Origin of the sequence: Rhodococcus yunnanensis NBRC 103083 (assembly GCF_001895005.1) — a bacterium.
In the GTDB taxonomy this organism is placed as follows: Bacteria; Actinomycetota; Actinomycetes; order Mycobacteriales; family Mycobacteriaceae; genus Rhodococcoides; species Rhodococcoides yunnanense.
The window spans coordinates 33,650-59,092 of the sequence record NZ_BCXH01000026.1; the positions used below are offsets into that span (position 1 = coordinate 33,650).

The window sequence follows — 25,443 nt, forward strand, 5'->3', positions numbered from 1 at the left end:
CTACGAGGCTACGCGGGCGTCGACGACGCTCCGCAGGTAGGCAACGCTGGCGATGACGTCGGTGACAGGGCCGGCGTCGGTCGGCTCGGCGGCCAGGATCGTGTCCTGTTCCAGCACGAACCAGCCGTCGAAACCTGCATCGAGCAGTTCGTTCACGACCTTGCCGATGTTGACGTCACCGGTGCCCAGCGGGGTGTACATGCCCTGAGCCACAGCCTCGGTGTAGGTGAGTTCCCCGGACTGTACGCGTGCAGCGAGAGCGGCGTCGACATCTTTGAGGTGCGCGTGCGTGATGCGCGACGCATGCGCTTCCACCAGTTCGAGCGGATCGGTTCCGCCGATGAGAAGGTGGCCGGTGTCGAGACACAGCGGGATGGCGGACCCGTTCAACACGCGGTACACCTCGTCACGCTTCTCGATCATCGTACCGACGTGCGGGTGCAGCACGGCGCGGATGCCGCGCTCGGCGGCAGCGGCCTGCAGACGATCGAGGTTGCGCAGCAACGTGTCCCACTGAGCGTCGTCGAGCTCGGGGCGCGAATCGTAGCCGTCGCTTCCGGTGGCTGCAGCAAGTACGAGAACCTCGGCGCGGGAGGCGATGAACGCGTCGAGCAGCGGTGCGATGCCGGGGACCGGATCATGGTTCGCATCGTGCAGCAGTACCGGTGCGAAACCGCCGACGGATTTCAGGCTGAACTGGTCGAGCGTCGCGGCAAGCTCGTTCGGATCGGCGGGCAGGAAGCCCTCGGGGCCGACCTCGGTTGCCGTCAGACCCGCGTCGCGCATTTCGGTGAGAACGCGGTCGGATGCGATCTGATAACCCCAGCCGGGGACCTCGCAGACGCCCCAGGAGATGGGTGCGCCTGCAATGCGAATGTCGGTCGTGGTTGTCACAGTCTTACCTCATCGATTCGCACCGGACGGTGCTGTTGCAGGGACAGGGTTGCGGCCTCGGCGATGTAGGCCACTTCGAGTGCATCGCGTGCGGTGCAGGGTGATTCGATGCGACCGGCGACCACATCGACGAATGCGCCCAACTCCACCTGGTAGGCGGAGGTGAAGCGATCCATGAAGAAGGAGTGCGGTGTGCCGTTCGGGAACGTGGTTCCGGCTTCGAGATTGCGGACCGGTACCTGCTCGTCCCAGCCGGCGACCACGGCGTCGTCCGATCCGTGGACCTCGAGCCTGCAGTCGTAGCCGCGGGCGTTGTACCGGGTGTTCGAGACGACACCGATGGTGCCGTTGTCGAATGTCAGTGTCGTGGTGGCGGTGTCGACATCGCCGTACTCGGTGAACTTGGGATCGCCCTGGTTGGAGCCTGCGGCGTACACCTCGGTCACCTCGTGGCCGACGATCCAGCGCACGATGTCGAAGTCGTGGACGCTGCAGTCACGGAAGATGCCGCCGGAGACCGCGACGTACTCGAGCGGCGGGGGAGCCGGGTCGAGAGTGGTGGACCGGACGGTGTGCAGCCAGCCGAGATCACCGGAGAGCACCGCGTTCTTGGCCGCGGCGAATGCGGGTGCGAAGCGTCGGTTGTAGCCGATCTGAACCTGTACGCCGCTGGACTCGATGCCGTGAACGACAGCGAGGCTCTCACCGGGAGTCGCCGCGATCGGCTTCTCGCAGAAGACCGGGATACCGGCGTCGACGCAGGCCAGGACGAGCGAGGCGTGTGCGGGAGTCGCGGCAGCCACGACGACGCCATCGACGCCGGACTTCAGAAGTGCGTCGGCACTGTCGACTGCTCGCGCCCCGAACTTCGCGGCGACGGATTCGGTGACGGCCGCGCGCTCGTCGGTGACGACCAAGCCGTCGACGCCGGGCAGCGTGCTGAGGGTCTCGGTGTGGAATGCGCCGATTCGGCCGAGGCCGATGACGCCGACGGTAATGCCCATCTGGGTTGTCCTAACGAAGAGAAGATGTAGATCTCGAGTCTGACGCCGTGCTGCCGTACTATCAAGCCGCAAAAGCCATCAAAAATGCCTCAGGAGATCCTAGTGGTGAAGCATCGGTACAAGGTGCGTGAGATCGCTCAGCAAGCAGGTCTGAGCGAGGCGACGGTGGACCGGGTGCTGCACGACCGTCCAGGCGTACGAGCCAACACGAGAGCCGAAGTGCAGCAAGCTGTCTCGGATCTGGACAAGCAGAGGGCGCAACTGCGACTCAACGGACGCAAGTTCTTGTTCGACGTCGTCATGCAGACTCCCGCGCGTTTCTCCGCCGAGTTCCGCGCGGCGCTGGAGGCGGAGCTACCGATGCTCTCGCCTGCGGCGGTACGGTGCCGGTTTCACTTCAGGGAGACCGAATCGGTCGCGGACATGGTCTCGACACTCGACAAGTTCACCGGCCGCAGCTCACACGGAGTGATGGTCAAGGCCCCGGACGACCCCGAGGTGGCCGCTGCGATCGACCGATTGGTCGCACTGGGCATACCGGTCGTCACGTATGTCACCGACGTGCCGACCAGTAGTCGTGTGGCGTACGTCGGAATCGACAACCGCGCGGCAGGTGCAACGGCCGCGTATCTCGTGGACAGCTGGCTCGGCGACAGTGCGTCCACGGTCCTGATCATCCTGACGAGCAACATCTTCCGCAACGAAGGCGAGCGTGAGATGGGCTTTCGCAGCACTCTCCGGTCGTTGGGTGCCGAGCGCGGCGACCCGAGTGGCAGGCGAGTCGTGGAGATCACCGACAGCGAGGGCATCGACGAGACCGTCTTCGAGCGCGTCCAGGCCGCACTGGCCGCGCACGACGAGATCGAAGCCGTGTATTCGATCGGCGGCGGAAACACCGGTGTCGTACGGGCTTTCGAGCATGCGGGACGGCGGTGCCGGGTGTTCGTCGCACACGATCTCGACAGCGACAACAGGCCGTTGCTGCGCTCGGGTGCGTTGTCCGCGGTGTTGCATCACGATCTGCGTGCCGACGCCCGGATGGCGTGCCGTGTGCTGATGCAGGCAGGCGGCGGACTGGATGGAATGGTCGACGAGCGATCACCGATCCAGGTGCTCACCAGGTTCAACGCGCCGTGAGCCGAATCTGCTCGCGAATGGCGTCGATGATCGTGAGTGTGGCGACGGCGTCGTCGAGCGTGTGTACCGACGACTGGAGCCTGCCGGTCGAGATGGCACGGGCTGCGTCGACGGCAGCGTAGTGCAGACCGTCGACCTGCAGTCCCCTGTCCTCGCGGTATTCGAGCGTCGGTCCGCCGCGGAACTCGACGGTGAAAGAACCCGGCATGAAGAACGGCCCCTCGATGGTCAGGGTGCCGTCGCGGCCACAGACTGCGGCCGTCGTCGGAGTGTCGGTCAGGATCGTGGTGTTCATGACCGCGTGGTTGCCGTCTGCGGAGGTGAGTATCGCCGAAACCTGGCCGTCGAGTTGGTCGTTCGCGGGCTGGGCGACCGCGACCACCGACGTCGGTGCACCGAGTACGGAATGGATGAACGACGCGTCGTAGGTGCCGAGATCGAGCAATGGGCCGCCGGCGAGAGCGGGATCGTAGATGCGGTGCTCGGACGTGAAGTATTCACCGTGATCGACCAGGACGGTGCGGATCGGACCGAGTACACCGCTTGCGACGACCTGCGCGATGACATCGAACTTCGGGAGGAACTTGGTCCACATCGCTTCGCCGGCGAAAACTCCGGCTTCGGCTGCCGCAGAGACGATTTCGGCTGCCTGAGCGGCGTCGACAGCCAACGGCTTCTCGACGAGAACATGTTTTCCTGCGGCAATGGCGGCCAGTGCGCACGCGTGATGCTCGGTGTGCGGAGTGGCGACGTACACGATGTCCACGTCGCGATCCGCCGTCAGGGCGTCGTAGCTGCCGTATGCGCGGGGCACCGAGTGGGCGACGGCGAACTCGTCGGCTCGGCCCTGATTGCGCGACGCGACCGCGACGACCTGCTGTGTGGAGTATTTCTTCAGCGAGTCGGCGAAACGATGGGCGATCCAGCCCGGACCCAGGATTCCCCACTTCAGGACGGGTGCATCCATCGGGTCCGGCACGGAGGAGATCGGCAGAGTCGGATTCGAGGTCATGAGGAGAGCCTGTTCTCGTCAAAAGATAGATTGTCAGGACATTCAGATGTAATACTCGTCGCATGACAGTACGCGTTGGAATCATCGGTGTCGGCGTAATGGGTGCCGATCATGCTCGCAAGATCAACGGCTCCATCTCGGGTGCGGAGGTGTCCGTGGTCGCAGATTTCGACGCCGAGCGCGCCAAATCCGTGGCGAGCGAGCTTCGGGACGCGCAGGTCGCCGAAGACGGGAAGGCGCTCATCGAGCGTGACGATGTCGACGCCGTGATCGTGGCATCACACGACTCGACGCACGCCGAGCTCGTCCACGCGGCTCTTGCTGCGAACAAACCGGTTCTATGCGAGAAGCCGCTTGCTCCGACAGCAGCGGAGTGCCGCGAGATCATCGCGGCGCAGGGCGATCGCAACCTCATCACCGTCGGTTTCATGCGACGATTCGACCCCGCGTACAACGAGCTCAAGCGCGCGTCGACGGCAGAGCGGATCGGCGAGACACTCGTCGCGCACTGTGTCAGCCGCAACGTCGTCGCGGGCCCCGGCGACTCCGCCGCCACCATCACCAATTCCGCGATCCACGAACTCGACATCATGCCGTGGCTACTCGGATCGCCGATCACCGAGGTCAGCTGGCACGCCGGGCGCACGTCCAAGCACTCGGGCATCCGCCAGGACCCGCAGATCATGCTGCTGCGCACCGAGTCGGACGTGCTCATGACGGTCGAGTTGTTCGTCAACGCCCGGTACGGCTACGACACACGCTGCGAGATCGTCGGCGAGGACGGCGTCGCGTCGTTCGCGGTGCCTGCGCACGTGATCGTCGACAGTGAGCTCACGCGTTCGATCGAATACCCGCTCGACTGGGTTCCGCGCTACGCGGAGGCGTATCGCCTCGAACTGCAGGAATGGATCGACTCGATCGAGCAGGGCCGCGCGTCGACGCTCGCCGACGCCGACGCCGGACTGCGCGCGGGACTTGTCGCCGACGCTCTGGTTGTATCGATGAACGAAGGCGGCCGGACGGTCGCCGTGAACTACTGACTTCGGATTCACGTAGGAGAGATCATGACACCTACCGTTCCACTCGGCGATGGAGGCGCACTTCCCGCGATCGGGCTGGGTACCGTCGAAGCGGAGGGCGAGGACATGTCCGCGACGGTGACGTCGGCTCTCGATGCCGGCTACCGACTGATCGATACCGCCCTGAGCTATGGAACCGAGGGTGGCGTCGGGCGGGCGGTCGCCGCGTCGAGTATCGCGCGCGAAGACATAGTCATCACCACGAAGATCCCTGGTCGATTTCACGGGTACGACGAGGCCAAGGAGTCGGCGAGGACATCGCTGACCGCGCTGGGCGTCGACCGTATCGACCTGTTGCTGATTCATTGGCCGCTGCCGAAAGTGGACAAGTACGTCGACACCTGGCGTGCGATGATCGAGCTGCAGAAGGACGGTCTGGTCGGATCGATCGGTGTCTCCAATTTCACCGCAGCGCACCTCGACCGACTCGAGGCCGAGACCGGAACGGTGCCCGCGGTCAATCAGATCGAACTTCACCCGTACTTTCCCCAGGCAGAGCTGCGTCGCTACCACGCCGAACACGGAATCGTCACCGAGAGCTGGAGTCCGCTCGGCCGTGGATCGGAGTTGCTGCACGCGGCACCGATCGTGGCCGCGGCGACGGCGCACGACGTCTCGCCGGGTCAGGTCGTGCTGCGATGGCACGTTCAACTCGGTGCGGTGCCGCTACCGAAGTCGTCGAACCCCGATCGCCAACGCCAGAATCTCGATGTCTTCGGTTTCGAACTGACCGACGCCGAGGTCGCGGCCATCTCCGGTCTCGAGCGCGGTCGAATCTGGGATCAGGACCCCGACACGTACGAGGAGTTCTGAGCGCGCCTCCGGTGTCGGCATTCCCGAGGGGACTCGCACTGCTCGTCGCGGGTGCGTTGTTCATGGAGATTCTCGACGCCACGGTGATCGCGACGGCTGTTCCCGCCATTGCGGATTCGTTCGGGGCGCAGCCGGTCGATGTGGGAGTCGCGATCTCCGCGTACATCCTGACTCTGGCCGTGCTCATTCCGGTCAGCGGATGGCTGGCAGACCGCTTCGGTGTACGACGGGTGTTCCTCACCGCGATCGTGGTCTTCACGGTCGCGTCGGTGGGCTGCGCGCTGAGTCCGTCGCTCCCGGTGCTCATCGGAATGCGTGTGCTGCAGGGAGTGGGCGGCGCCATGATGGTTCCGGTCGGCAGGCTCGCGGTACTCCGTGCGACGACGAAAGCCGAATTGGTCCGTGCCATAGCCTATTTGACGTGGCCCGCGCTGACGGCTCCCGTTCTGGCGCCTGCCGTGGGCGGAGCCATCGTCACGTACTTCTCGTGGCGGTGGATCTTTCTGATCAACGTCCCACTCGGCATCGCCGGTCTGATCATCGGGCTGCGGGTGGTTCGAGACGTCGACGGTTCCGCTGCGACGCGGCCGTTGGATTGGCGAGGGCTCGTCCTGACGACCGTCGGTATCGCGGCGCTGATCGTCTCGCTCGACAGCATCAGAGCCGAAGGGACTCCGTGGACGGCGGTGGGCATCGGAGTGGCGATCGCCGCGATCGTTCTGCTCGTCGCTGTGGTTCATCTGCGCAGGACCGAGCATCCGCTGCTCGACCTGACGGTGTTGCGCGTGGAATCGTTTCGCAACACCGCGACGTTCGGATCGTTCTATCGAATGCTGATCACGGCGGTGCCGTTCCTGCTGCCGTTGATGTTCCAACTTCGATTCGGTTGGTCGCCGTTCGTGTCGGGTCTGATGGTCATCGCGCTGTTCGTCGGCAACATCGCGATCAAGCCGACGACGACTCCGCTCATGCGACGCTTCGGTATTCGCACCGTGATCGTCGCGGACGGTGCGCTGTCGATTCTCTGCTTCGGAGCCATCGCACTCGTCGGCATCGACACCCCGCCCGTCGTCATCGCAGCACTACTCGTCGTCAGCGGTGCATTGCGATCCATCGGGTTCACCGCCTACAACAGCTTGGCGTTCGCCGATATCGAGAGTGATCGACTGACGCATGCCAATACCTTCAATGCCACAGCGCAAGAGCTGTTCGCCGGCTTCGGCATCGCGTTGGGGGCCATCGCGCTGACGATATCGACCGGGATCGTCGAGGGCCTCGGACGGCCGTCGGGGGAGGCGTTCTCGATGTCCTTCGCAGCTCTCGGTGTGCTGATGATCGTCGTCGTGATCGGTGGTCTCGCGCTCCCGAAGAACGCAGGCCGAGCCGTGACGGCTGCCGCGCGCTGATTCTCCCGCCTTGACCCCGCGCACCGCGCACCCCCCGCCTCGCGCACCCCCACCCCGCCCCCGCCCACCCCCCTCCGCGCAAACGCACGTGCGTTTGCGCGGGTAGTGGGGCAGAACACGACTTCGGCCGCAAACGCACGTGCGTTTGCGGCCGAAGCGGATAGTTACGTACGTCTAGCGGGCGAACAGCAGCGCGCGCTTGACCTCTTGGATCGCCTTCGTCACCTGAATGCCGCGGGGGCACGCGTCGGTGCAGTTGAACGTGGTGCGGCAACGCCACACACCTTCGACGTCGTTGAGGATGTCCAGACGCTCGGAAGCACCTTCGTCGCGGCTGTCGAAGATGAAGCGGTGCGCGTTGACGATCGCGGCAGGTCCGAAGTAGCTGCCGTCGCTCCAGAAGACGGGGCACGACGTAGTGCAGCATGCGCACAGGATGCACTTGGTGGTGTCGTCGAACCGAGCACGGTCGGCGGCGGACTGGATCCGCTCACGCGTCGGCTCGTTGCCCGTTGTCATCAGGAACGGCTTCACAGCGCGGAACGCGTCGAAGAACGGTTCCATGTCGACGACGAGATCCTTCTCGACCGGCAGTCCCTTGATGGGCTCGATCGTGATGGTGAGCGACTTGGACGAGTCCTTCGGCAGCATGTCACGCATCAGCACCTTGCAGGCCAACCGGTTGACACCGTTGATCCGCATGGCATCGGAACCGCAGACGCCGTGGGCGCACGAGCGGCGGAACGTCAGGGTGCCGTCGAGGTAGCCCTTCACGTACAGCAGCAGGTTGAGCAGACGGTCCGTCGGCAGCGTCGGGACCTGGAAGGTGTCCCAGCGCTGGCCGTCGCCGTTCTCCGGGTTGAAGCGGGCGATCTTGAGAGTCACCATGACCGCGCCGTTGGGCACGGGTGGCTCGGAAGCCTGGTCTGCCTTGTCGAGAGTGGGGGCGCTCATATCAGTACTTCCGCTCCATCGGCTCGTAACGGGTCTGGATTACCGGCTTGTAGCCCAGACGAATGTCGGTGAGCAGGCCAGTGCCTTCCTTGTAGGCCATGGTGTGCTTCATGTACTCGTCGTCGTTGCGGTTGGGGTAGTCCTCGCGAGCGTGTCCGCCGCGCGATTCCTTCCGGTTGAGTGCACCGACGACGGTGACCTCGGCCATCTCCAGCAGGAAGCCGAGTTCGACGGCTTCGAGAAGGTCGCTGTTGTAGCGAGTTCCCTTGTCCTGCACGGTGATGTGGTTGTACCGCTCCTTGAGGGCGCGAACGTCCTTGAGTGCGGTCTCGAGACGCTCCTCGGTGCGGAACACCGATGCGTTGTTGTCCATCGACTGCTGCAGTTCGGTGCGGATGTCGGCGACGCGCTCGTGTCCGTGATCGGACAGCACGAGTGCGAGCCACTCCTCCACCATCTTCGCCGGCTCCTCGGGGAGCGGGGTGAAGTCGACGGAGTTGGCGTACTTGGCCGCAGCGATACCCGAGCGACGACCGAAGACGTTGATGTCGAGCAGCGAGTTGGTGCCGAGACGGTTGGCTCCGTGCACCGAGACACACGCGCACTCGCCTGCCGCGTACAGGCCGGGGACGATGTCGTCGTTGTTGCGCAGCACCTCACCGTTGATCTTGGTGGGGATACCGCCCATGACGTAGTGGCACGTCGGGTAGACGGGCACCGGCTCCTTGACGGGGTCCACACCGAGGTAGGTGCGTGAGAACTCCATGATGTCGGGGAGCTTCTCGTCGAGAACTTCCTCGGGGATGTGCGTGACGTCGATGTAGACGTAGTCCTTGTTGGGTCCGCCGCCGCGGCCTTCGAGAACTTCGAGCACCATCGAACGCGCGACGATGTCGCGCGGCGCGAGGTCCTTGATGGTGGGTGCGTAACGCTCCATGAAGCGTTCGCCGGACTCGTTGCGGAGGATGCCACCCTCGCCGCGGACGGCTTCGGAGATGAGGATGCCCAGGCCTGCGAGGCCTGTCGGGTGGAACTGGTGGAACTCCATGTCTTCCAAGGGAAGTCCCTTGCGGAACACGATGCCCATGCCGTCACCGGTGAGGGTGTGCGCGTTGGAGGTCGTCTTGTACATCCGTCCCGAGCCGCCCGTGGCGAAGATGATCGACTTGGCGTGGAAGATGTGCAGCTCGCCCGTGGAGAGTTCGTACGCGACGATGCCTGTTGCGACGGGTCCGTTGTCGGTCTCGGTGAGGCAGAGATCGAGTGCGTAGAACTCGTTGTAGAACTCGACGTCGTGCTTGACGCAGTTCTGGTAGAGCGTCTGCAGGATCATGTGGCCGGTGCGGTCGGCTGCGTAACACGCACGGCGAACGGGGGCTTTACCGTGGTCGCGTGTGTGTCCGCCGAAGCGGCGCTGATCGATCTTTCCCTCGGGCGTCCGGTTGAACGGAAGACCCATCTTCTCGAGGTCGAGAACGGCGTCGATGGCCTCCTTGGCCATGATCTCGACCGCATCCTGGTCGGCGAGGTAGTCGCCGCCCTTGACGGTGTCGAAGGTGTGCCACTCCCAGTTGTCTTCCTCGACGTTGGCGAGCGCGGCACACATACCGCCCTGAGCTGCACCGGTGTGCGAGCGAGTGGGGTACAGCTTGGTCAGTACCGCCGTGCGGGCCTGCGGCCCGGCTTCGATGGCAGCTCGCATGCCTGCGCCACCAGCGCCGACGATGAGCACGTCATAACGATGTTCCTGCATGAATGCTTCAGTTCCCTTAGCTCGCCGAAATGTTCGGATCGAAGGTGAAGATGACGTAGGTGCCCAGGCCCATGATCAGAATCATCGACAGCACGAGCAACGTCGTCAGCCAGAATCGGGTCGAGTCCTTGCGCGAGTAGTCCGCGATGATCGTCCGCAGGCCGTTGCCGCCGTGCAGCTGAGCCAGCCACAGCATGGTCAGATCCCAGAACTGCCAGAACGGGCTGGACCAACGGCCGGCGACGAATGCGAAGTTGATGCGGTGCACGCCGTCGTCGAGCATCAACATGATGAACATGTGGCCCAGGACGAGGACGACGAGCGCCAGTCCGGAGAATCGCATGAACAACCACGCGTAGAGCTCGAAGTTGCCCTTCGACTTCCGGCGCGGTGAGCGCGGGTTGTCCAGACTTGCCGGTCGGTCGTATGTCTTGCCGAGGGACTTGGCCTCGGGTCCGTGTGTCGTTGCCATCAGTGCCCGCTCGCTGTGAACATGTTGTAGAAGATTCGGCCCGCTCCCGGAATCATGACCACGATCCAGACCGCGGCGATGACCCACAGCATCAACTTCTGGTACTTCGGTCCCTGCGACCAGAAATCGACCAGCATGACGCGGATGCCGTTGAGTGCGTGGTAGAGCACTGCCGCGACGAGACCGAGTTCCATCAGCCCGACGAGGGGCGTCTTGTAGGTCTCGATGATCCCGTTGTAGGTCTCCGGGTTGACACGCACCATGGCGGTGTCGAGGACGTGGACGAACAGGAAGAAGAACGTCAACACGCCCGTGATTCGGTGTAGGACCCAGGACCACATTCCCGGATCACCGCGGTACAGCGACCGCTTACGCTCCTTGGCCGGAGCGGCTTCCGTCGTGCTACTCATCGAGTGCAATGCCTCCAACGTCATTGGTGGACGCGTCGAGCCTGGTAGCCGGGCTGATCCTGGCTCGATTTGTCGTACTCCGGCTCCACCGGTTATCCAAGAGCCGCCGTCTTTGAACTCTAAACCCAACGGAAACATGGAACTAATTCGACTCGAGATTCGTACTCGTCAGTAATTCATTGTTAGGTTTGCCTTCCCAATTCTTCATGATCGGTTCAGTCGACTGTGATGCAACGGGGTCGAACCCGTGATTTGATTGTGAGTATGCCCGAAATCGACTGGAAAACGTTGCGAGACAGTGCTCATCGCGTAATGAGGCAAGCCTATGCGCCGTACTCGAACTATCCTGTGGGTGCTGCGGCACTGGTGGACCATGAACGAATTGTCACAGGATGCAATGTGGAAAATGTCTCATATGGTTTGGGCCTGTGCGCGGAGTGCGGACTCGTCTCGAATCTGCATTCCACGGGTGGGGGTCGCCTCGTCGCATTCACGTGTTGCGACAGCCGAGGGAAACGCTTGATGCCGTGCGGACGGTGCAGGCAGCTGCTGTTCGAGTTCGGCGGCGGTGAACTTCTGGTCGACACCGACGGCGGGCCAACGCCGCTCGCGGAGCTTCTCCCCGCAGCCTTCGGACCCGACGACCTCGAATCCGGCAGGGTGGCAGGCCATGCCTGACGCCGTGTCGGTCATCGCCGCCAAGCGCGACGGGCGGGTTCTGACCACTGCCCAGATCGACTGGGTGATCGACGCCTTCACTCGCGGGATCGTGGCAGACGAGCAGATGTCGGCGCTTGCGATGGCGATCATGTGGCGCGGAATGACCCGTGCCGAGTTGAGCTCGTGGACCGCGGCGATGATCGCGTCCGGAACACGGATGGACTTCAGCGATCTCGCCAGGCCGACCGTCGACAAGCACTCGACCGGCGGTGTCGGAGACAAGATCACGTTGCCGCTGGCGCCCCTGGTCGCTGCGTGCGGCGCTTCCGTTCCGCAGCTCTCGGGCCGAGGGCTTGGCCACACCGGCGGCACGCTCGACAAGCTCGAATCGATCCCGGGCTGGCGCGCCGATCTGAGCGCCGAAGAGATTCACTCGATTCTGGCCGATCCGGCCGTCGGCGCCGTGGTGTGCGCGGCCGGTGCCGATCTGGCGCCTGCCGACAAGCGGCTGTACGCCCTGCGAGATGTGACCGGCACCGTCGAATCGATTCCCCTGATCGCCAGTTCGATCATGAGCAAGAAGATCGCTGAGGGGACAGGGGCCCTGGTTCTCGACGTCAAGGTCGGGGCAGGCGCCTTCATGAAGAACATCGACGACGCCCGAGCACTCGCCGAGGCGATGGTGGACCTCGGCGGCGACGCAGGGGTTCGCACGATTGCGCTGATGACGGCGATGGACTCTCCGCTCGGGCTCACAGCGGGCAACGCGCTCGAGGTCGAGGAATCGCTGGAGGTTCTTGCGGGGGGTGGGCCGGCCGACATCGTCGAATTGACGGTGACACTCGCCCGAACGATGCTGTCCGCAGCAGGAATCGAAGGCGTCGACCCGGCGGACAAACTGGCCGACGGCAGCGCGATGGATCGATGGAAGGCGATGATCGCCGCGCAGGGAGGTGACGCGTCGGCGCCGCTGCCGGTCGCGAAGGAGTCGCACCGGATCACGGCGCGGTCCGGTGGTGTCGTCACGGCACTCGATGCCATGGGCGTCGGCATCGCCGCGTGGCGTCTGGGCGCAGGCCGCGAGCGGCAGGGCGAGCCGGTCCAGGCCGCTGCGGGCGTACGGCTGCATGCGAAACCGGGCGACCGCGTGTCCGAAGGCCAACCGCTGGCGACGCTGTACACCGACACCCCGGCGAAGTTCGAGTACGCCGCCGAGGCGATCGCCGACGCGTGGACCCTGGGCACCGACGCTGTCGCGGCATCACCCATCGTTCTCGGCCGAATCGGCGGTTAGAGTTACCCCGCACGTGTGGCGCAGGCAGGCTACCGTTCGATCATGAGCACCGCCCAACCTGTGACGACACCGAGCAGCGGCGCGACGCCGCTCGATCTGCCCTCGATCAAGACCGCCCCCAAAGCGCTGCTGCACGACCATCTGGACGGCGGGCTTCGGCCGCAGACAGTCCTGGATCTGGCGCAGCACAGCGGTTACGACGGATTGCCCGAATCCGACGGAGCGGCGCTGGGGGAATGGTTCCGAAATGCCGCGGACAGCGGTTCCCTCGAACGCTATCTGGAGACGTTCGCGCACACGGTCGCGGTGATGCAGACGCCGGAGGGGCTTGCCCGTGTGGCACAGGAATGCGCGGAGGATCTCGCCGACGACGGTGTCGTGTACGCGGAGGTTCGCTTCGCTCCCGAGCAGCATCTGCAGCGGGGTCTCACTCTGGATGAGGTCGTCGAACACGTTCTGGAGGGATTTCGAGCGGGTGTGTCCGCAGCGCGGGTGAACGGCAAGCGAATTCGCGTCGGCTGCCTGCTCACCGCGATGCGACACGCCGCTCGCTCACGAGAGATCGCCGAACTCGCCGTACGGTTTCGCGATCGAGGAGTAGTCGGATTCGACATCGCGGGCGCCGAGGCGGGGTTCCCTCCGAGTCGACATCTCGACGCCTTCGAATACATGCGAGAAGCGAATGCACACTTCACGATTCATGCGGGCGAAGCCTTCGGGCTGCCGTCCATTCAGGAGGCCGTCGCGTTCTGTGGAACAGATCGTCTCGGCCACGGTGTCCGCATCATCGACGACATCGCAGTCGCATCGGACGGCGAGGCGACATTGGGACTGCTGGCCGCCTATGTTCGCGACAAGCGCATGCCACTCGAACTGTGCCCCAGCTCGAACGTACAGACCGGGGCTGTCGACAGTCTGGAGAAGCACCCGTTCGATCTGCTGGCCCGACTTCGATTCCGAGTCACCGTCAACACCGACAACCGGCTGATGAGCGACACCTCGATGAGCCGTGAAATGTACAAGCTGGTCAACACCTTCGGGTACGGCTGGACCGATTTGGAGCGGTTCACGATCAATGCGATGAAATCGGCGTTCATTCCGTTCGACGAACGACTCGAACTGATCGACGACGTCGTCAAACCCGGCTATGCGGTGCTGCTCGGCTGACGGTCCTCAGAGCTTGCGCAGCCGAGACTCGAAGTCGCGCTCCAGCGCGCGCCATGCCTCGGCTTCGACGTCGAACGGCGCACTGGGAGCCAACCGGTTCGGGTCCGGTTCGAGAGTGTAGGAGATGTACCACCCCAGCGGCGTCGAACTGGCGAGTGATGTCTCCACCGAATCGTCGTCGGCGAAGTCGGCGGCGTCGGTGAACAATTCGACTGCGAGATCGAGTTGATCCGAATCCACTGCGGTGGGGCCGTCGGCCAGGTCGTCGGCGAGTCCGGGAAGCACATAGACGTTCTCGTCGGTGATCTCGATCTGCAGTGATCCGTCGACGGCGGCGGTCTGGACGTCCGCGAAGGTGCTCACCTTCGCCAGTTCATGATCGTGGTCGTCGGCGAGATAGCGGGCGAGGGACCGCTCGGAACCGAACACGGTGATGGCGCCCGCGCGACCCAGGAAAATCGGCTCGTCGTCGATGTAGCACCGCAGGGTGTACAGGGTGTCGTCGGATGTGATGATTCGAATCGGGTCGATCCCGACGCTCGTCCAGAACCCGTCCTCGGCTGCGGCGTCGGCGACGGGGTCAGCGGTCGCCTCGTCGGAGTCGTCGTCGGTGTCCTGGTCGTCGTCGGTGTCCCGGTCGCTGTCCTCGGTCACGTCGTCGACGTCGACGTCGTTCTCGGCAGCAGCGAGCAGTTCGGCTTCGGCGATCTCGACTGCATCGGCGTCGACGTCGGGGGTCTTCACGACGGAATCGATGGCGTCGATGACGCCGTCCCAGCTCTTCGCCACCGATGCCCCGACCCGGTCCCACAGGTCCTGACCGTCCTTGCCGAGGTACGCCTCGACGCCGATACCGACCGAACCGAGATGTGGATTGCCGGCGAAAAACGAAGTGACAGCACTGAGTTCGCAGACATCGCCGAGCGTCTGAACCATCTCGAACGTGGCGTGCAATTCGGCGAGAACATCGGAATCGGGATCCTCGGCAACCAGTTCGGGGACGCCGACCAGATCGAATTGATGCAGGTCGTCGGGTTCGAGTTCGTTGGCCGCCAGGGCGGATACAACCGTCCACGAGGGGTGATCGACGAGGTCGTTGTCGTCGTCGTTTCGGATGAACGCCGCAAGCTGCGCCACCGCTTCGAACCCGTACAGATCCTCCTCGTGTCCGAGGAATGCCTCCCATTCGTCGTCGCCTTCGTGCCACTCTGGAGCCCAGAGTGTGACGAAGTCGCCGCGGGTGAGACCAAGTTCGATCGGGATGATGTCGCCAGCCATGGCCGGAAGCCTATCTCAGGTCTCTGAGAGTGAAGTTTGCATCCTGCGCAGGATCTCCTCGCGCTGCGTCAGTGCGTCCCGAGTGGCTGCGGCCGCAGTGTCGACTATGGACGTCTGCAGGCGTTCTGCCGATTCACGAGACAGATCCTCGGCGAGTTCGAGACCCACGAGTGCGCCGTGGCTGTCCACCTCGGCCGTGACGAGACCGTCGAAGGATCTACGCACGACGCGTAGCGCAGCCAGATACTCGGCAGCACCGTGCAGTGTGTCCAAGGCTCGATCGCCGCGCGAGATCAACTGGTCCAATGCCTCGTTCATACCGATCGCAACCAACTGGTCGGTGCGGGTTCGAGATCCATCAGAGAGTTCTCCGCGTCCGTGACAGCCGCCGACGTAGGTAGGGCCAGCCGGTCGAGAACTTCGGCGGGCATGCCGTGGTCCGCGAGCTGCGTCCGGCGTTCGGCCTTGGCCGATTCGGTGGCGCGCTGACACAACTGCAGGATCGTCCGCGCTAATTCCGCTCCACCGAACTGCAATTCACGCGGATCGATGCGGATGCGAACCGGTTGCCCCGATTCGGTGGCTCGGACGCGGACGGACTCGGTTCGGGTACTCGCGTCGGCGGTCAGCTCGTTCATGCCGTCGGCCGGTAGAAGCCCTTGAAGCCCATGCCGCTGTTGGTGGTTCGGATTTCGCTCACCTGAACCGGGTCGCCTGCCTCCACGAACTGGCCGTTACCGATGACCATGGCGACGTGGCCGTCCCAGACGGCGAGGTCACCCGGCATCACCTCGCTGTCGTCCACCGGGGCACCGATGTCCTGTTCTTGCGCCAGACGCGGCAGCTCGACGCCCTGCTCGGCGTATGCCCACTGGGTCAGCCCGCTGCAGTCGAGACCACGGCCGGGCTCGTTGCCGCCCCAGACGTACGGAGTGCCCTGCTGGCTCAGTGCGCTGCGCACAGCCCCGGCTGCTTGTTCGTTGGGTGCAACAGCGACGCTGCCGTCGGGAAGTGCAACCTCGACCCCGCGGCCCGCCGTACCCACCTCGGCAGACTCCCGCTGCGGTGCATACATCGACATTCCCTGGGGCGAACTTGCTTGGTTCGGTGCAACGGCAGCAGGCATCGTCGGAATGCTCGACGCGTGATCCGGCATCACCGACGGTGCCGACGAGCTGACCGATTGCGCGAAATTGCGGACGAACTGAGCGCCCGGGTCTGCACCGGGGGATGCGGCCGCCGCTGGAACGGTGGAAGCAGGGTGCACACCGGCCGGTTGCGGAACCGAGGGAGGCGCTGCGTATCCGGTGATCTCGGCGGCGTGGACGTCCAGCTCGCCGCGCACACGCCCGACGACTGCGAGTGCGCGTTCGAGGTGCTCGATGGCAGCGGTGATCAGCATCGACTGTCCGGCCGGTGTGGCCAACACAGGTGCGGAGGCGACTGCAATCGAGACGAACGACTGCACGATCGCCTGTAGCTCGGCCACTCCGGCTTGTACCTTTTCGCAGGCACGGTCGACGACGGCGGCAATGTCGGTGCCATGATCGGCGAGTTGGATCGCGCTGGTGGCGGCCGCGCCTGCCAGCTCCGTTGCGGCTGCCGCGGCGGGACCGCTCCACGCCGACGCGAGCTCCGACACCGCGCTCGTTCCGATGCGTTCCACCGTGTCGAGGGTGCGCGACGACGCGCGGATGACGTCGGCCGGCCCGCCGGAGGGGATCACACCGGATCCGAAGGCCCCGAGGAGATCGACGATCGGTTTCGCCAGCAGGTCGATCACGCGAGGCTCACCGCCGTCGCGCCATCTGTCGTGTCGTATCCGACCCCGGCTGCTGCCGCCGCGTGACCGATGCTGCCGAGCACGTCGGCGAGCCTGCCGACCGCGGCGGTGTGCGCGGTGTGCGTGCCGGTGAATGCTGCGAGGAACTCGGTTCCGATGAGCCCGAATACAGGGGCGAGTACCGCTGGACCGCACGCTGTCGCTGCTGCCGCCGCACCGGCGGTCTCGACAGCGAGAGCGCCTGCCGAGGCGACGAACGCGTCCACCCCGGCCGCCTGTACCTGAATCTCCACCATCGATGCCCCCCGAACTCGCCATACGTAGGAATTGCCTACACAAGATTCGACGCACGTGAGAGCGGATCGGTTCCCGCAATTATCCTTCTGGAATGGAAACTCACGTGGTCGATCATCCACTGGCCGCAGCCCTGCTGACGACGATGCGCGACGAGCGCAGCGACAACGCAATATTTCGGTCCGCACTTCGCCAGCTCACCCACATGCTGGTGTACGAGGCCACCCGTGATGCCGCGATCTCGAACTTCGAGGTGAAGACTCCGGTTGCCACGACGCAGGGCACGAAGCTGGCCAATCCGCCGCTGCTGGTCCCGGTCCTGAGGGCCGGGCTCGGCATGGTCGAGAAGGCGAGCGGTCTGATTCCCCAGTCCCGCGTCGGCTTCGTCGGCATGGCGCGCGACGAGCAGACGCACCAGCCGGTGCCGTATATGGAGTCGCTGCCCGACGACCTCTCGCAGACCCCCGTCTACGTCCTCGACCCGATGCTCGCAACCGGTGGCTCGATGGTCCACACGATCGAGTTGCTCGTCGGCCGTGGTGCCGCCGACGTCACTGCGATCTGTGTCGTCGCGGCGCCCGAGGGTGTCGCGGCGCTCGAATCCTCGGGGCTTCCTGTCCGCCTCGTTGCGGCGAGCATCGACGACGGCCTCAACGAGAACGCATTCATAGTCCCCGGTCTCGGAGATGCGGGCGACCGTCAGTTCGGTCCGCGCTGAACGCCTCGCTCGTTCTCGGAGTCACCTGGCCCGCAGATCAGGGCGACCCGCGTCTTCGTGTCGTCGACACTGCGACGCGGGAGGTCGGGCATCTCGACCTGCGAGATGCCCGGGTCGGATTCTCTTCTCTCGGGGCGCAGCGGTGGTGCACCGGGCGGATCGCTTTCAAGGCCGGTGGTTCCGAGTATGTGCCATGTCCGAAACAGTCGCCTGTCGACGTCGGATCGCAATGCGAGGTATGCGAATCGAAAGACCCGTTTCGGTTCGTCCACACCATTCATCGAGGCGGTTTCGTCTCACGCGATCTCGAAGCGCACGTGATGCAGCCGCACTGGCTGTACATCGCGACGTTCGCGAACGGTGTGCACAAGGTGGGTACCGCGGCCGACACCCGCAAGTGGGGACGGTTGGCCGAGCAGGGAGCGATGTGTGCGCAGTACGTCGCGTGGGCGACGGACGGCAAGGTCATCCGCGTTCTCGAGGACCGGGTGACCGAGCAGCTCCAGGTGCGGCAGGCAGTGCGCTCGTCGGCGAAAGCGGCTGCGCTGGCGTTGCCCGTCGACACGGCTCGCCTCGACTCGGCGACGGCGGTGCTCGCGCAGAGGGTCCGCGACATTCTCGGGCCGGGTGACGACAGCTTCCGCGTCGTCGACGAGGCGTGGCGGGTGGCCGGGTTTCGTGATCTGGCGTCGGGCAATCGAGTGGCGTACCCGAACGACATGACCTCGGGCACACACGGATTCACGGTGAAGGCGTGCTTCGGGCAGGCTGCGGTCGTGGACATAGACGGTGAGTCCTACGTCGTCGACCTGCATGAGCTCAAGGGCCGACGCGTTCGTTTCGGAGACTATTGTTCGGCGCTGCCTGCGGTGCAGTCGGCGCTGTTCTGAAGCGTCGGAGCCCCGTCTGTCACAGAGAGCGCGCGAACCGTCGCAGGTCCTCGAGCATAGATTCCGCGGTCTCACGCGCAGCAGGCAACGCGTCGCGGCCGGCCACCGGCACCACGGCTTCGAGGTACGCCTTGACCTTCGGTTCCGTTCCCGACGGCCGCACGATGATGCGGATACCGTCACCGGCGAGTTCGACGGCGTCGGTGCGCAGTGGGCCGCGTCGGGCGAGCAGATCCGTGACGGTCACCTCGCGGCCGGCAAGTTCGGTAGGGGGACTCGCGCGCAGTGTCTCCATCATCGATGCAATGTCGTCGAGATTGTCCACCCGCTTCGAAACCTGTGCTCCTGCATGGACTCCGAACTCGACTGCGAGGCCGTCCAGCAGGTCGAGGAGGGTGCGCCCGTCCGCCTTGGAGGACGCCGCGAGATCCGCGAGGACGACGGCAGCCGAAATTCCGTCCTTGTCGTTGACTGTCGTCGGGTCGACGCAGTGGCCGATCGCTTCCTCGTACGCGTAGACGAGCCCTTCTCCTGCGCGGACCAGCCATTTGAATCCGGTCAGGGTACGTGCGTATCGCGCACCCCTGGCGGGTGCCAACGCCGAGAGCAGCTGGGACGAGACGATCGTGTTGGCGACCAACGAGTTCGGAGGCGCCGACGCGAGGATGTGGTCGGCGAGCAGCGCGCCGGTTTCGTCGCCGCTGAGCATCCGCCAGCCGGACGTCGTCGGCACTCCGATGGCGCACCGGTCGGCGTCGGGGTCGAGAGCGATCGCCAGATCGGCGTCCACTTCGGCTGCCAGGCCGAGTAGTGCGTCCGATGCTCCTGGCTCCTCGGGATTGGGAAACGCAACGGTGGGAAATTCGGGGTCGGGTTCGAATTGACTGTCGACGATGTGGATGTCGCGGAAGCCGAGACCCCGCAATGCCGTCAGGGCCACCTCGCCGCCGACGCCGTGCAACGCAGTCAGTGCGATTCTGATCGCCCGGTGGGGTGAGCGTACGAGTGCGGGCAGTGTGTCGAGATACCGTGCGGTGACGTCGGATCCACCGGACCCGACCACTACTAGCGGCACGTCGACGGCAGGTCCGATCGACGCGATCTCGGCCTCGATCTCACGGTCGGCGGGCGGAATCAGCTGCGCACCGCCGCGAAGGTAGACCTTGTAACCGTTGTCGGCTGCGGGATTGTGCGAGGCGGTGATCTGGATGCCGAGATCCGCGCCCAGTGCACGGACGGCGAACGCGAGAACCGGAGTAGGCAGTGGACGGGGCAGCAGGACAACCGAGAACCCCTGAGCTGCAAATGTTTCCGCGGCAGCAGAGGCGAAGGTCTCGGATCCGTGCCGTGCATCCCTGCCGATCACGACCGTCGACCCGCCGAGGCACTTCTTCTGCAGCCACGCGCAGATTCCTGCCGACGTTCTGACCACTACGGCGACGTTCATTCCGTTCGGCCCTGCCCGTACCTCGCCGCGGAGGCCTGCAGTTCCGAAACTCAGAGGTGCACGAAAGCGATCCGCCAGTTCGTCGGCGGGCAGTTCGGCGAGTTCCTCACGAGTCGATGGATCCGGGTCGCCGGCGATCCATGCGGAAACCTGTTCGGCCAGTTCCGAAGTCACAGTGATTGCACCAGTTTCAGTAGCAGATCGCCCATCCGTGATGCCGACGCCCTACCCGCCTCCAGCACTTCCTTGTGATCGAGGTGCTCGCCCGTCATCCCCGCAGCGAGATTCGTCACGAGTGATATGCCGAGGACACGAGCCCCGAGCGCCCGAGCAGCGATGGTTTCGTGAACGGTCGACATGCCGACGAGATCGGCGCCGAGGGTGGCCAGCATGCGAATCTCGGCCGGTGTCTCGTAGTGCGGGCCGGGGAGCCCCGCGTAGACGCCTTCTTCGAGCGATGGATCGATGCTGCGGGCGAGGTCGCGAAGTTCGGAGGAGTACGCGTCGACCAGATCGACGAACTCGGCGCCGACCAACGGCGAGCGTGCCGTGAGATTGAGATGATCGGAGATCAACACTGGCTGGCCGACGCGTGAGCCGTCGCGGATTCCGCCTGCAGCATTGGTGAGAACGATGGTTCTCGCGCCGGTGGCGACGGCCGTCCGCACAGGGTGCACGACGCGTGACAGATCGTGCCCCTCGTAGGCATGTGTCCTGCCCTGCAGGAGAAGCGTGTGCGTGCCGCCCACGTTCACCGACGTGATGGTGCCGGAGTGGCCGGATGCGGACGGGGGAGCGAAGCCGGGGAGATCTGCCATGCGAAGGGTGGACGTCGGTTCGCCGAATCTGTCCGCAGCTGCCTGCCACCCGGACCCGAGCACGATCGCCACTGTGTGTTCGGCGACTCCCGTGGCGTCGGCGATGGCGGCGGCAGCGGTCGATGCAGCTCCCGTCGGATCGGCGGTTGGATCGGCCGAGGTTGCGCTTGTTTCTCCCACGGAGGACAACCCTAGGAGATGCGCGCGGTTTCGGTCGTCAGGGACACCGCCGTGCGGCTGCGAAGAAGTGCACGTTACCGCCCGGTAGTATTCGGCCATGCCTTACCTCGAACGCGACGGCGACGTGCACCTCCTGTTCCTCGGCACCAAGGACTCGGCTGAGAATCCAGAGAATCGGTTCCATCCCGAGTGGATCGACGCCACCCACGCGCTGCTCGACGAAGTGGAAGCGACATCCGGTCCGTCCGCGCTGGTCACCACCGCGACGGGCAAGTTCTTCACCAACGGTCTCGACACCGATTGGCTGTTCGCCAACCTCGACAGAATCACCTGGTACCTCGATCGTGTCCACACGCTGTACACCCGGCTGCTGACGTTCCCGATGGCAACCATCGCGGCGGTGCAGGGTCACGCGTTCGGTGCAGGAGCGATGCTCGCCACCGCTCACGACTTCCGCGTCGTCCGCGCCGATCGCGGCTTCTACTGCCTGCCCGAAGTGAACCTGAACATGCCGTTCACGGTCGGTATGTCGGCGCTCGTAACGGGGCGACTTCCGAAGCAGACCGCCATCGAGGCGATGACCACCGGCAGGCGCTTCGGCGGCGCGGACGCGGTGACCGCAGGAATTGCCGACGTCGCAGTGTCCGAGAACGAGGTTCTGTCTTCCGCAGTCGAGCGCGCCGCAGCGCTGACGAGCACCCACGGACCGAACCTCGCCGGGATCAAGCGGGGTATCCACGCCGACGTTCTCGCTGCGCTGAACACCCCGACGGGAGAGAGCAACTTCAGCTTCGGGAACCAGTAGTGACAGACTGGGTCGGTGATCGATGAGACCGATGCAGGTGTGCAGAGCGCTGCAGGCGACCTGACGGCGCTCTCGCATTCGATACATTCCGAACCGGAGTTGGCCTTCGAGGAGTATCGAAGTGCAGCCAAGGTGATCGACCTACTGCGCGCACACGACTTCGAGATCGAGACCGGTGTGGCAGACATGCCCACCGCCTTCGTCGCCGAATTCGGAAGCGGCGAGCTGACCGTCGGTATCTGCGCCGAATACGACGCGCTCCCGGAGATCGGTCATGCCTGTGGGCACAACATCATCGCGGCGTCGGCAGCAGGTGCGGCGATCGCGTTGGCGCCCTTGGCCGAACGACTCGGGGTCACCATTCGCGTTCTCGGCACCCCGGCCGAGGAGAGTGGCGGCGGGAAAGTGCGCATGCTCGAGCGAGGGGTGTTCGACGGCATCGCCGCAGCCGTCATGGTTCATCCAGGACCGTTCGACATCGTCGATGCGACGTCGTTGGCGTTGTCCGATATCGCTGTGTCGTTCACCGGCCGCGCAGCCCATGCATCCGCTGCGCCGGAGTGGGGAATCAACGCAGGCGACGCCGTGACGATCAGCCAGGTGGCGATCGGGTTGTTGCGGCAGCATCTCTCGCCGGGGCAGCAGTTGCACGGCATCGTCAGCGAGGGTGGCCTCGCGCCCAACATCGTTCCTGGCCACGCCGAATTGTTGTACTACCTCCGTGCGCGCACCTCGGAATCACTCGAAGCCCTGACCACGAAGACGTATGCGTGCTTCGAGGCAGGCGCGATCGCGACGGGGTGCACCTACGACGTGCGCACGATCTCACCGACGTACTCCGAACTGACGCCGGATCCATGGCTGTCGGCGACCTATCGCCGCGAAGCCGTGTCGATCGGACGCGCACCGCTTGCACCCGAATTGGAAGGATTCCGCCCTCTGGGCAGTACGGACATGGGAAACGTGACGAAAGTTCTACCCGGCATCCATCCGATCATCGGTCTCGATTCCGGTGGGGCCGTGACCCATCAGCCCGAGTTCGCCGCAGCGTGCGTCACCGCATCGGCCGACGCCGCAGTTCTCGACGGCGCGCGTCTGCTGGCGCGGACCGTCGTCAGCGCAGCTCTCGACACCGAGGCGCGAGATCGCCTTCTCGGCGACCTCGAGATCCGGACGGCAGCGCGATGACCGAGAATCATGCTCTCGTCGAGAAGTGGATCCTCGAGCACGCCGACGATCTGTCGCAGTGGCGACGCCATATCCACGCCAATCCCGAGCTTGCGCGTCAGGAATTCGCGACGACTGCGTTCGTCGTCGAACATCTCGAAGCTGCCGGGTTGTCGCCGAAGCCGCTGCCCGGCGGTACCGGACTGATCTGCGACCTCGGACCTGCCGGGCCGCGCATCGCATTGCGCGCCGATATGGATGCGCTGCCGCTCCAAGAATTCACCGGTGCCGCCTACAGCTCGACGGTTCCCGGTGTCTCACATGCCTGTGGACACGACGCACACACGACGGTACTGCTCGGCACCGCTCTTGCCCTGGCGTCGCTACCCGAGCTGCCGTTCGGTATTCGACTGATCTTTCAACCGGCCGAGGAAGTCATGCCGGGAGGAGCGCTCGACGTCGTCGCCGCGGGCGCCCTGGAGGGCGTGACCAAGATCTTCGCGCTGCACTGCGATCCGCGGCTCGAAGCAGGCAAGGTCGGCGTGCGTGTAGGCGCGATCACCTCGGCAGCCGACACTGTCGAGTTGCGACTGGATTCGCCGGGTGGCCACACATCCCGGCCCCACCTGACGACCGACCTGGTCTATGCGCTGGGCACCGTCATCACGGGACTGCCGGGAATGCTCAGCCGTCGTATCGATCCGCGAACGAGCACGGTGATGGTGTGGGGTGCCGTCGTCGCCGGCCAGGCCCCCAATGCGATCCCGCAGACCGGGATGTTGACCGGAACCGTCAGAACCGGCGATCACGAAACCTGGGCGTTGCTCGAACCGATGGTCGAGGAGATCGTGACGGGTCTGATCGCGCCCACCGGCGTTCGGTTCGAATTGCATTACCGGCGTGGCGTTCCCCCGGTAGTCAACGACGAGGCGGCGACGCGAACATTCGAGAATGCGATCCGACGAGTCGGGCCGGCAGCATTGGCAGATACCGCGCAATCGGGTGGCGGCGAGGACTTTTCGTGGTACCTCGAGGATATTCCGGGTGCGATGGCGAGGCTCGGCGTCTGGTCGGGAACGGGCCCACAGCTCGACATCCACCAGCCGACATTCGATCTCGACGAGCGTGCACTCGCTGTCGGTGTGAAGGTAATGACGAGTATCGCTCTCGACCCGAATTAGCCGTAATGAGCAGGGACGTTGTGGACGGCGTGTCAGCGATAGACAGGTAAGGACCTCCGGTATCGGTGTGGTTACCACAACTGCACCGACAACCGAGAGGTCCTCGTGTCCCACGCTAATGCCTGCTCACCCCGAATAGGAGATTGAAGCTCGCGATATCGATCGTCGACGACGGTTGGTCGATCCGCCGGGCCGTCGAACGGTTTCAGGTTTCACCGACCACAGCGAAGAAATGGGCGGATCCCCGACGGCGGTGGCCATCGCAAGCTCGGACGCACGATCGGCAACCGCCACAACAAGAAGCAAGGCCGCGGATACTCGTTCATCCATCATGCCGTCGACGATCACAGCCGGCTGATGTACTCGCCGATAACGGATCCTGTTACCGCTCAATGCTATTCGCAGCAGTGTTGGGTCCCGATGTCAACACGAGCGGACCACACCGTACCGGCCGCAGACCAACGGCAAAGTCGAACGATTCAACCGCCCCCTCAACCAGGAATGGGCCTACACCCAGGACCTGAATCAGCCGCTGTTGCCGGCAACGCTGAGTGTTGCTGCGCTGCTTGGTGATTCAGGATTCAATTCTTGCGGGTGGGTGTGCGGTCGGGTAGTGTAGAACGTATGTTCGATACGGGGGTTTCGGTGAGTGGTTCGACGGTAGGTTCGGTTGTGGGTTCGGCTGCAGCCTTGTCTGGCGCGTTGGACTGCGGTGTGGCTGCTGGTGGTGGTGTGTATGACTGGGATGGGTGTGTGGCGGGGTTGGTGGGGGTGTCGGCGCGGTGGCGGGTGGTGGAGAATGTGGCGCGGGCGCGGGTGGTGGAGGC

The 25,443-nt window shown here is 64.7% G+C and carries 27 protein-coding genes and 2 pseudogenes; 14 read left to right on the forward strand and 15 right to left on the reverse strand.

Annotation, left to right across the window (positions count from 1 at the left end):
• Both RY1_RS27390 and RY1_RS27395 read right to left on the reverse strand, forming a co-directional pair.
• Complete coding sequence (locus RY1_RS27390; RefSeq protein WP_072807201.1) at nt 1–894, reverse strand: sugar phosphate isomerase/epimerase family protein; 894 nt, start codon at nt 892–894, stop codon at nt 1–3.
• Complete coding sequence (locus tag RY1_RS27395) at nt 891–1,898, reverse strand: Gfo/Idh/MocA family protein (protein WP_072807202.1); 1,008 nt, start codon at nt 1,896–1,898, stop codon at nt 891–893. Before RY1_RS27395 ends, RY1_RS27390 begins: the two co-directional genes overlap by 4 nt.
• Before the next feature lie 105 nt (nt 1,899–2,003).
• Here RY1_RS27395 and RY1_RS27400 point away from each other — a divergent pair, with 105 nt between their 5' ends.
• A complete protein-coding gene (locus RY1_RS27400) occupies nt 2,004–3,035 on the forward strand; it encodes a LacI family DNA-binding transcriptional regulator (protein WP_072807230.1) in 1,032 nt (343 codons plus the stop codon).
• On the opposite strand, the gene RY1_RS27405 is transcribed toward RY1_RS27400, so the two are convergent.
• The gene (locus RY1_RS27405; protein WP_072807203.1) at nt 3,022–4,047 is read right to left on the reverse strand and encodes a Gfo/Idh/MocA family protein; all 1,026 of its coding nucleotides are present in this window, start codon (nt 4,045–4,047) and stop codon (nt 3,022–3,024) included. The genes RY1_RS27400 and RY1_RS27405 overlap by 14 nt on opposite strands.
• Before the next feature lie 62 nt (nt 4,048–4,109).
• On the opposite strand from RY1_RS27405, the gene RY1_RS27410 reads away from it, so the two are divergent.
• Genes RY1_RS27410 through RY1_RS27420 form a run of 3 tightly spaced genes read left to right on the forward strand, consistent with a single transcriptional unit; the run spans nt 4,110 to nt 7,345 of the window.
• Nucleotides 4,110–5,087, forward strand: a complete 978-nt coding sequence (locus tag RY1_RS27410) for a Gfo/Idh/MocA family oxidoreductase (RefSeq protein WP_072807204.1) — start codon at nt 4,110–4,112, stop codon at nt 5,085–5,087.
• Between the two features lie 24 nt (nt 5,088–5,111).
• Entirely contained in the window at nt 5,112–5,939 is an 828-nt protein-coding gene (locus RY1_RS27415; RefSeq protein ID WP_072807205.1) for an aldo/keto reductase, read from the forward strand.
• Between the two features lie 11 nt (nt 5,940–5,950).
• A complete protein-coding gene (locus RY1_RS27420) occupies nt 5,951–7,345 on the forward strand; it encodes an MFS transporter (protein WP_371829514.1) in 1,395 nt (464 codons plus the stop codon).
• A 174-nt stretch (nt 7,346–7,519) separates the two neighbouring features.
• Here the strand turns inward: RY1_RS27420 and RY1_RS27425 are convergent, their stop codons facing one another.
• Genes RY1_RS27425 through sdhC form a run of 4 tightly spaced genes read right to left on the reverse strand, consistent with a single transcriptional unit; the run spans nt 7,520 to nt 10,934 of the window.
• Nucleotides 7,520–8,299: a succinate dehydrogenase iron-sulfur subunit gene (locus tag RY1_RS27425; RefSeq protein ID WP_072807206.1), complete on the reverse strand. Its 780-nt coding sequence runs from the start codon at nt 8,297–8,299 to the stop codon at nt 7,520–7,522.
• A 1-nt stretch (nt 8,300) separates the two neighbouring features.
• Nucleotides 8,301–10,052: a succinate dehydrogenase flavoprotein subunit gene (gene sdhA / locus RY1_RS27430; RefSeq protein ID WP_072807207.1), complete on the reverse strand. Its 1,752-nt coding sequence runs from the start codon at nt 10,050–10,052 to the stop codon at nt 8,301–8,303.
• Between the two features lie 16 nt (nt 10,053–10,068).
• A complete protein-coding gene (locus RY1_RS27435; RefSeq protein ID WP_072807208.1) occupies nt 10,069–10,524 on the reverse strand; it encodes a succinate dehydrogenase hydrophobic membrane anchor subunit in 456 nt (151 codons plus the stop codon).
• Nucleotides 10,524–10,934 carry a succinate dehydrogenase, cytochrome b556 subunit gene (gene sdhC, locus RY1_RS27440; RefSeq protein WP_072807232.1) on the reverse strand — a complete coding sequence of 137 codons (411 nt, stop codon included), beginning with the start codon at nt 10,932–10,934 and terminating at the stop codon, nt 10,524–10,526. The genes RY1_RS27435 and sdhC overlap by 1 nt, the downstream gene beginning before the upstream one ends.
• Before the next feature lie 264 nt (nt 10,935–11,198).
• On the opposite strand from sdhC, the gene RY1_RS27445 reads away from it, so the two are divergent.
• Genes RY1_RS27445 through RY1_RS27455 form a run of 3 tightly spaced genes read left to right on the forward strand, consistent with a single transcriptional unit; the run spans nt 11,199 to nt 14,055 of the window.
• Nucleotides 11,199–11,612: a cytidine deaminase gene (locus RY1_RS27445; protein ID WP_072807209.1), complete on the forward strand. Its 414-nt coding sequence runs from the start codon at nt 11,199–11,201 to the stop codon at nt 11,610–11,612.
• On the forward strand, nt 11,605–12,888 hold the full coding sequence (locus tag RY1_RS27450; protein WP_072807210.1) for a thymidine phosphorylase: 1,284 nt from the start codon (nt 11,605–11,607) through the stop codon (nt 12,886–12,888). Before RY1_RS27445 ends, RY1_RS27450 begins: the two co-directional genes overlap by 8 nt.
• A 42-nt stretch (nt 12,889–12,930) precedes the next feature.
• A complete protein-coding gene (locus RY1_RS27455) occupies nt 12,931–14,055 on the forward strand; it encodes an adenosine deaminase (protein WP_072807233.1) in 1,125 nt (374 codons plus the stop codon).
• Nucleotides 14,056–14,061: 6 nt separating this feature from the next.
• Here RY1_RS27455 and RY1_RS27460 read toward each other — a convergent pair whose 3' ends face one another.
• Genes RY1_RS27460 through RY1_RS27480 form a run of 5 tightly spaced genes read right to left on the reverse strand, consistent with a single transcriptional unit; the run spans nt 14,062 to nt 17,412 of the window.
• On the reverse strand, nt 14,062–15,333 hold the full coding sequence (locus RY1_RS27460) for a SatS C-terminal domain-containing protein (protein WP_072807211.1): 1,272 nt from the start codon (nt 15,331–15,333) through the stop codon (nt 14,062–14,064).
• Between the two features lie 15 nt (nt 15,334–15,348).
• Complete coding sequence (locus RY1_RS27465; protein WP_072807212.1) at nt 15,349–15,651, reverse strand: YbaB/EbfC family nucleoid-associated protein; 303 nt, start codon at nt 15,649–15,651, stop codon at nt 15,349–15,351.
• Nucleotides 15,648–15,971 carry a YbaB/EbfC family nucleoid-associated protein gene (locus tag RY1_RS27470; protein WP_072807213.1) on the reverse strand — a complete coding sequence of 108 codons (324 nt, stop codon included), beginning with the start codon at nt 15,969–15,971 and terminating at the stop codon, nt 15,648–15,650. Before RY1_RS27470 ends, RY1_RS27465 begins: the two co-directional genes overlap by 4 nt.
• Complete coding sequence (locus RY1_RS27475; protein WP_072807214.1) at nt 15,968–17,116, reverse strand: C40 family peptidase; 1,149 nt, start codon at nt 17,114–17,116, stop codon at nt 15,968–15,970. The genes RY1_RS27470 and RY1_RS27475 overlap by 4 nt, the downstream gene beginning before the upstream one ends.
• Complete coding sequence (locus RY1_RS27480) at nt 17,113–17,412, reverse strand: type VII secretion target (RefSeq protein WP_072807215.1); 300 nt, start codon at nt 17,410–17,412, stop codon at nt 17,113–17,115. Before RY1_RS27480 ends, RY1_RS27475 begins: the two co-directional genes overlap by 4 nt.
• Nucleotides 17,413–17,504: 92 nt before the next feature.
• Here RY1_RS27480 and upp point away from each other — a divergent pair, with 92 nt between their 5' ends.
• Entirely contained in the window at nt 17,505–18,128 is a 624-nt protein-coding gene (gene upp, locus RY1_RS27485; protein ID WP_072807216.1) for a uracil phosphoribosyltransferase, read from the forward strand.
• On the opposite strand, the gene RY1_RS29500 is transcribed toward upp, so the two are convergent.
• Nucleotides 18,110–18,400 carry a hypothetical protein gene (locus tag RY1_RS29500; RefSeq protein ID WP_139280000.1) on the reverse strand — a complete coding sequence of 97 codons (291 nt, stop codon included), beginning with the start codon at nt 18,398–18,400 and terminating at the stop codon, nt 18,110–18,112. The genes upp and RY1_RS29500 overlap by 19 nt on opposite strands.
• Nucleotides 18,401–18,448: 48 nt before the next feature.
• Here RY1_RS29500 and RY1_RS29505 point away from each other — a divergent pair, with 48 nt between their 5' ends.
• On the forward strand, nt 18,449–19,018 hold the full coding sequence (locus RY1_RS29505; RefSeq protein ID WP_084727930.1) for a DUF2797 domain-containing protein: 570 nt from the start codon (nt 18,449–18,451) through the stop codon (nt 19,016–19,018).
• 19 nt (nt 19,019–19,037) lie between these two features.
• Here the strand turns inward: RY1_RS29505 and RY1_RS27495 are convergent, their stop codons facing one another.
• Together RY1_RS27495 and RY1_RS27500 are read right to left on the reverse strand one after the other, a co-directional pair.
• The gene (locus RY1_RS27495; protein WP_072807218.1) at nt 19,038–20,639 is read right to left on the reverse strand and encodes a phospho-sugar mutase; all 1,602 of its coding nucleotides are present in this window, start codon (nt 20,637–20,639) and stop codon (nt 19,038–19,040) included.
• Entirely contained in the window at nt 20,636–21,463 is an 828-nt protein-coding gene (locus RY1_RS27500) for a purine-nucleoside phosphorylase (protein WP_072807219.1), read from the reverse strand. The genes RY1_RS27495 and RY1_RS27500 overlap by 4 nt, the downstream gene beginning before the upstream one ends.
• Nucleotides 21,464–21,560: 97 nt before the next feature.
• Between RY1_RS27500 and RY1_RS27505 the strand changes: the two genes are divergently transcribed.
• From RY1_RS27505 to RY1_RS29510, 5 genes and pseudogenes are all read left to right on the forward strand, one after another.
• Entirely contained in the window at nt 21,561–22,268 is a 708-nt protein-coding gene (locus RY1_RS27505; RefSeq protein WP_072807220.1) for an enoyl-CoA hydratase/isomerase family protein, read from the forward strand.
• A gap of 15 nt (nt 22,269–22,283) precedes the next feature.
• Nucleotides 22,284–23,456, forward strand: coding sequence for a M20 family metallopeptidase (locus RY1_RS27510; protein WP_072807221.1), 1,173 nt, complete (start codon nt 22,284–22,286; stop codon nt 23,454–23,456).
• Nucleotides 23,453–24,616, forward strand: coding sequence for a M20 family metallopeptidase (locus RY1_RS27515; protein WP_072807222.1), 1,164 nt, complete (start codon nt 23,453–23,455; stop codon nt 24,614–24,616). The genes RY1_RS27510 and RY1_RS27515 overlap by 4 nt, the downstream gene beginning before the upstream one ends.
• 122 nt (nt 24,617–24,738) lie before the next feature.
• Nucleotides 24,739–24,855, forward strand: a pseudogene (locus tag RY1_RS31115) (IS481 family transposase); the annotation flags it as partial.
• Nucleotides 24,830–25,133: pseudogene (locus tag RY1_RS29510) on the forward strand (integrase core domain-containing protein); the annotation flags it as partial. The pseudogenes RY1_RS31115 and RY1_RS29510, both read left to right, overlap by 26 nt.
• Between the last annotated feature and the right edge of the window lie 310 nt (nt 25,134–25,443).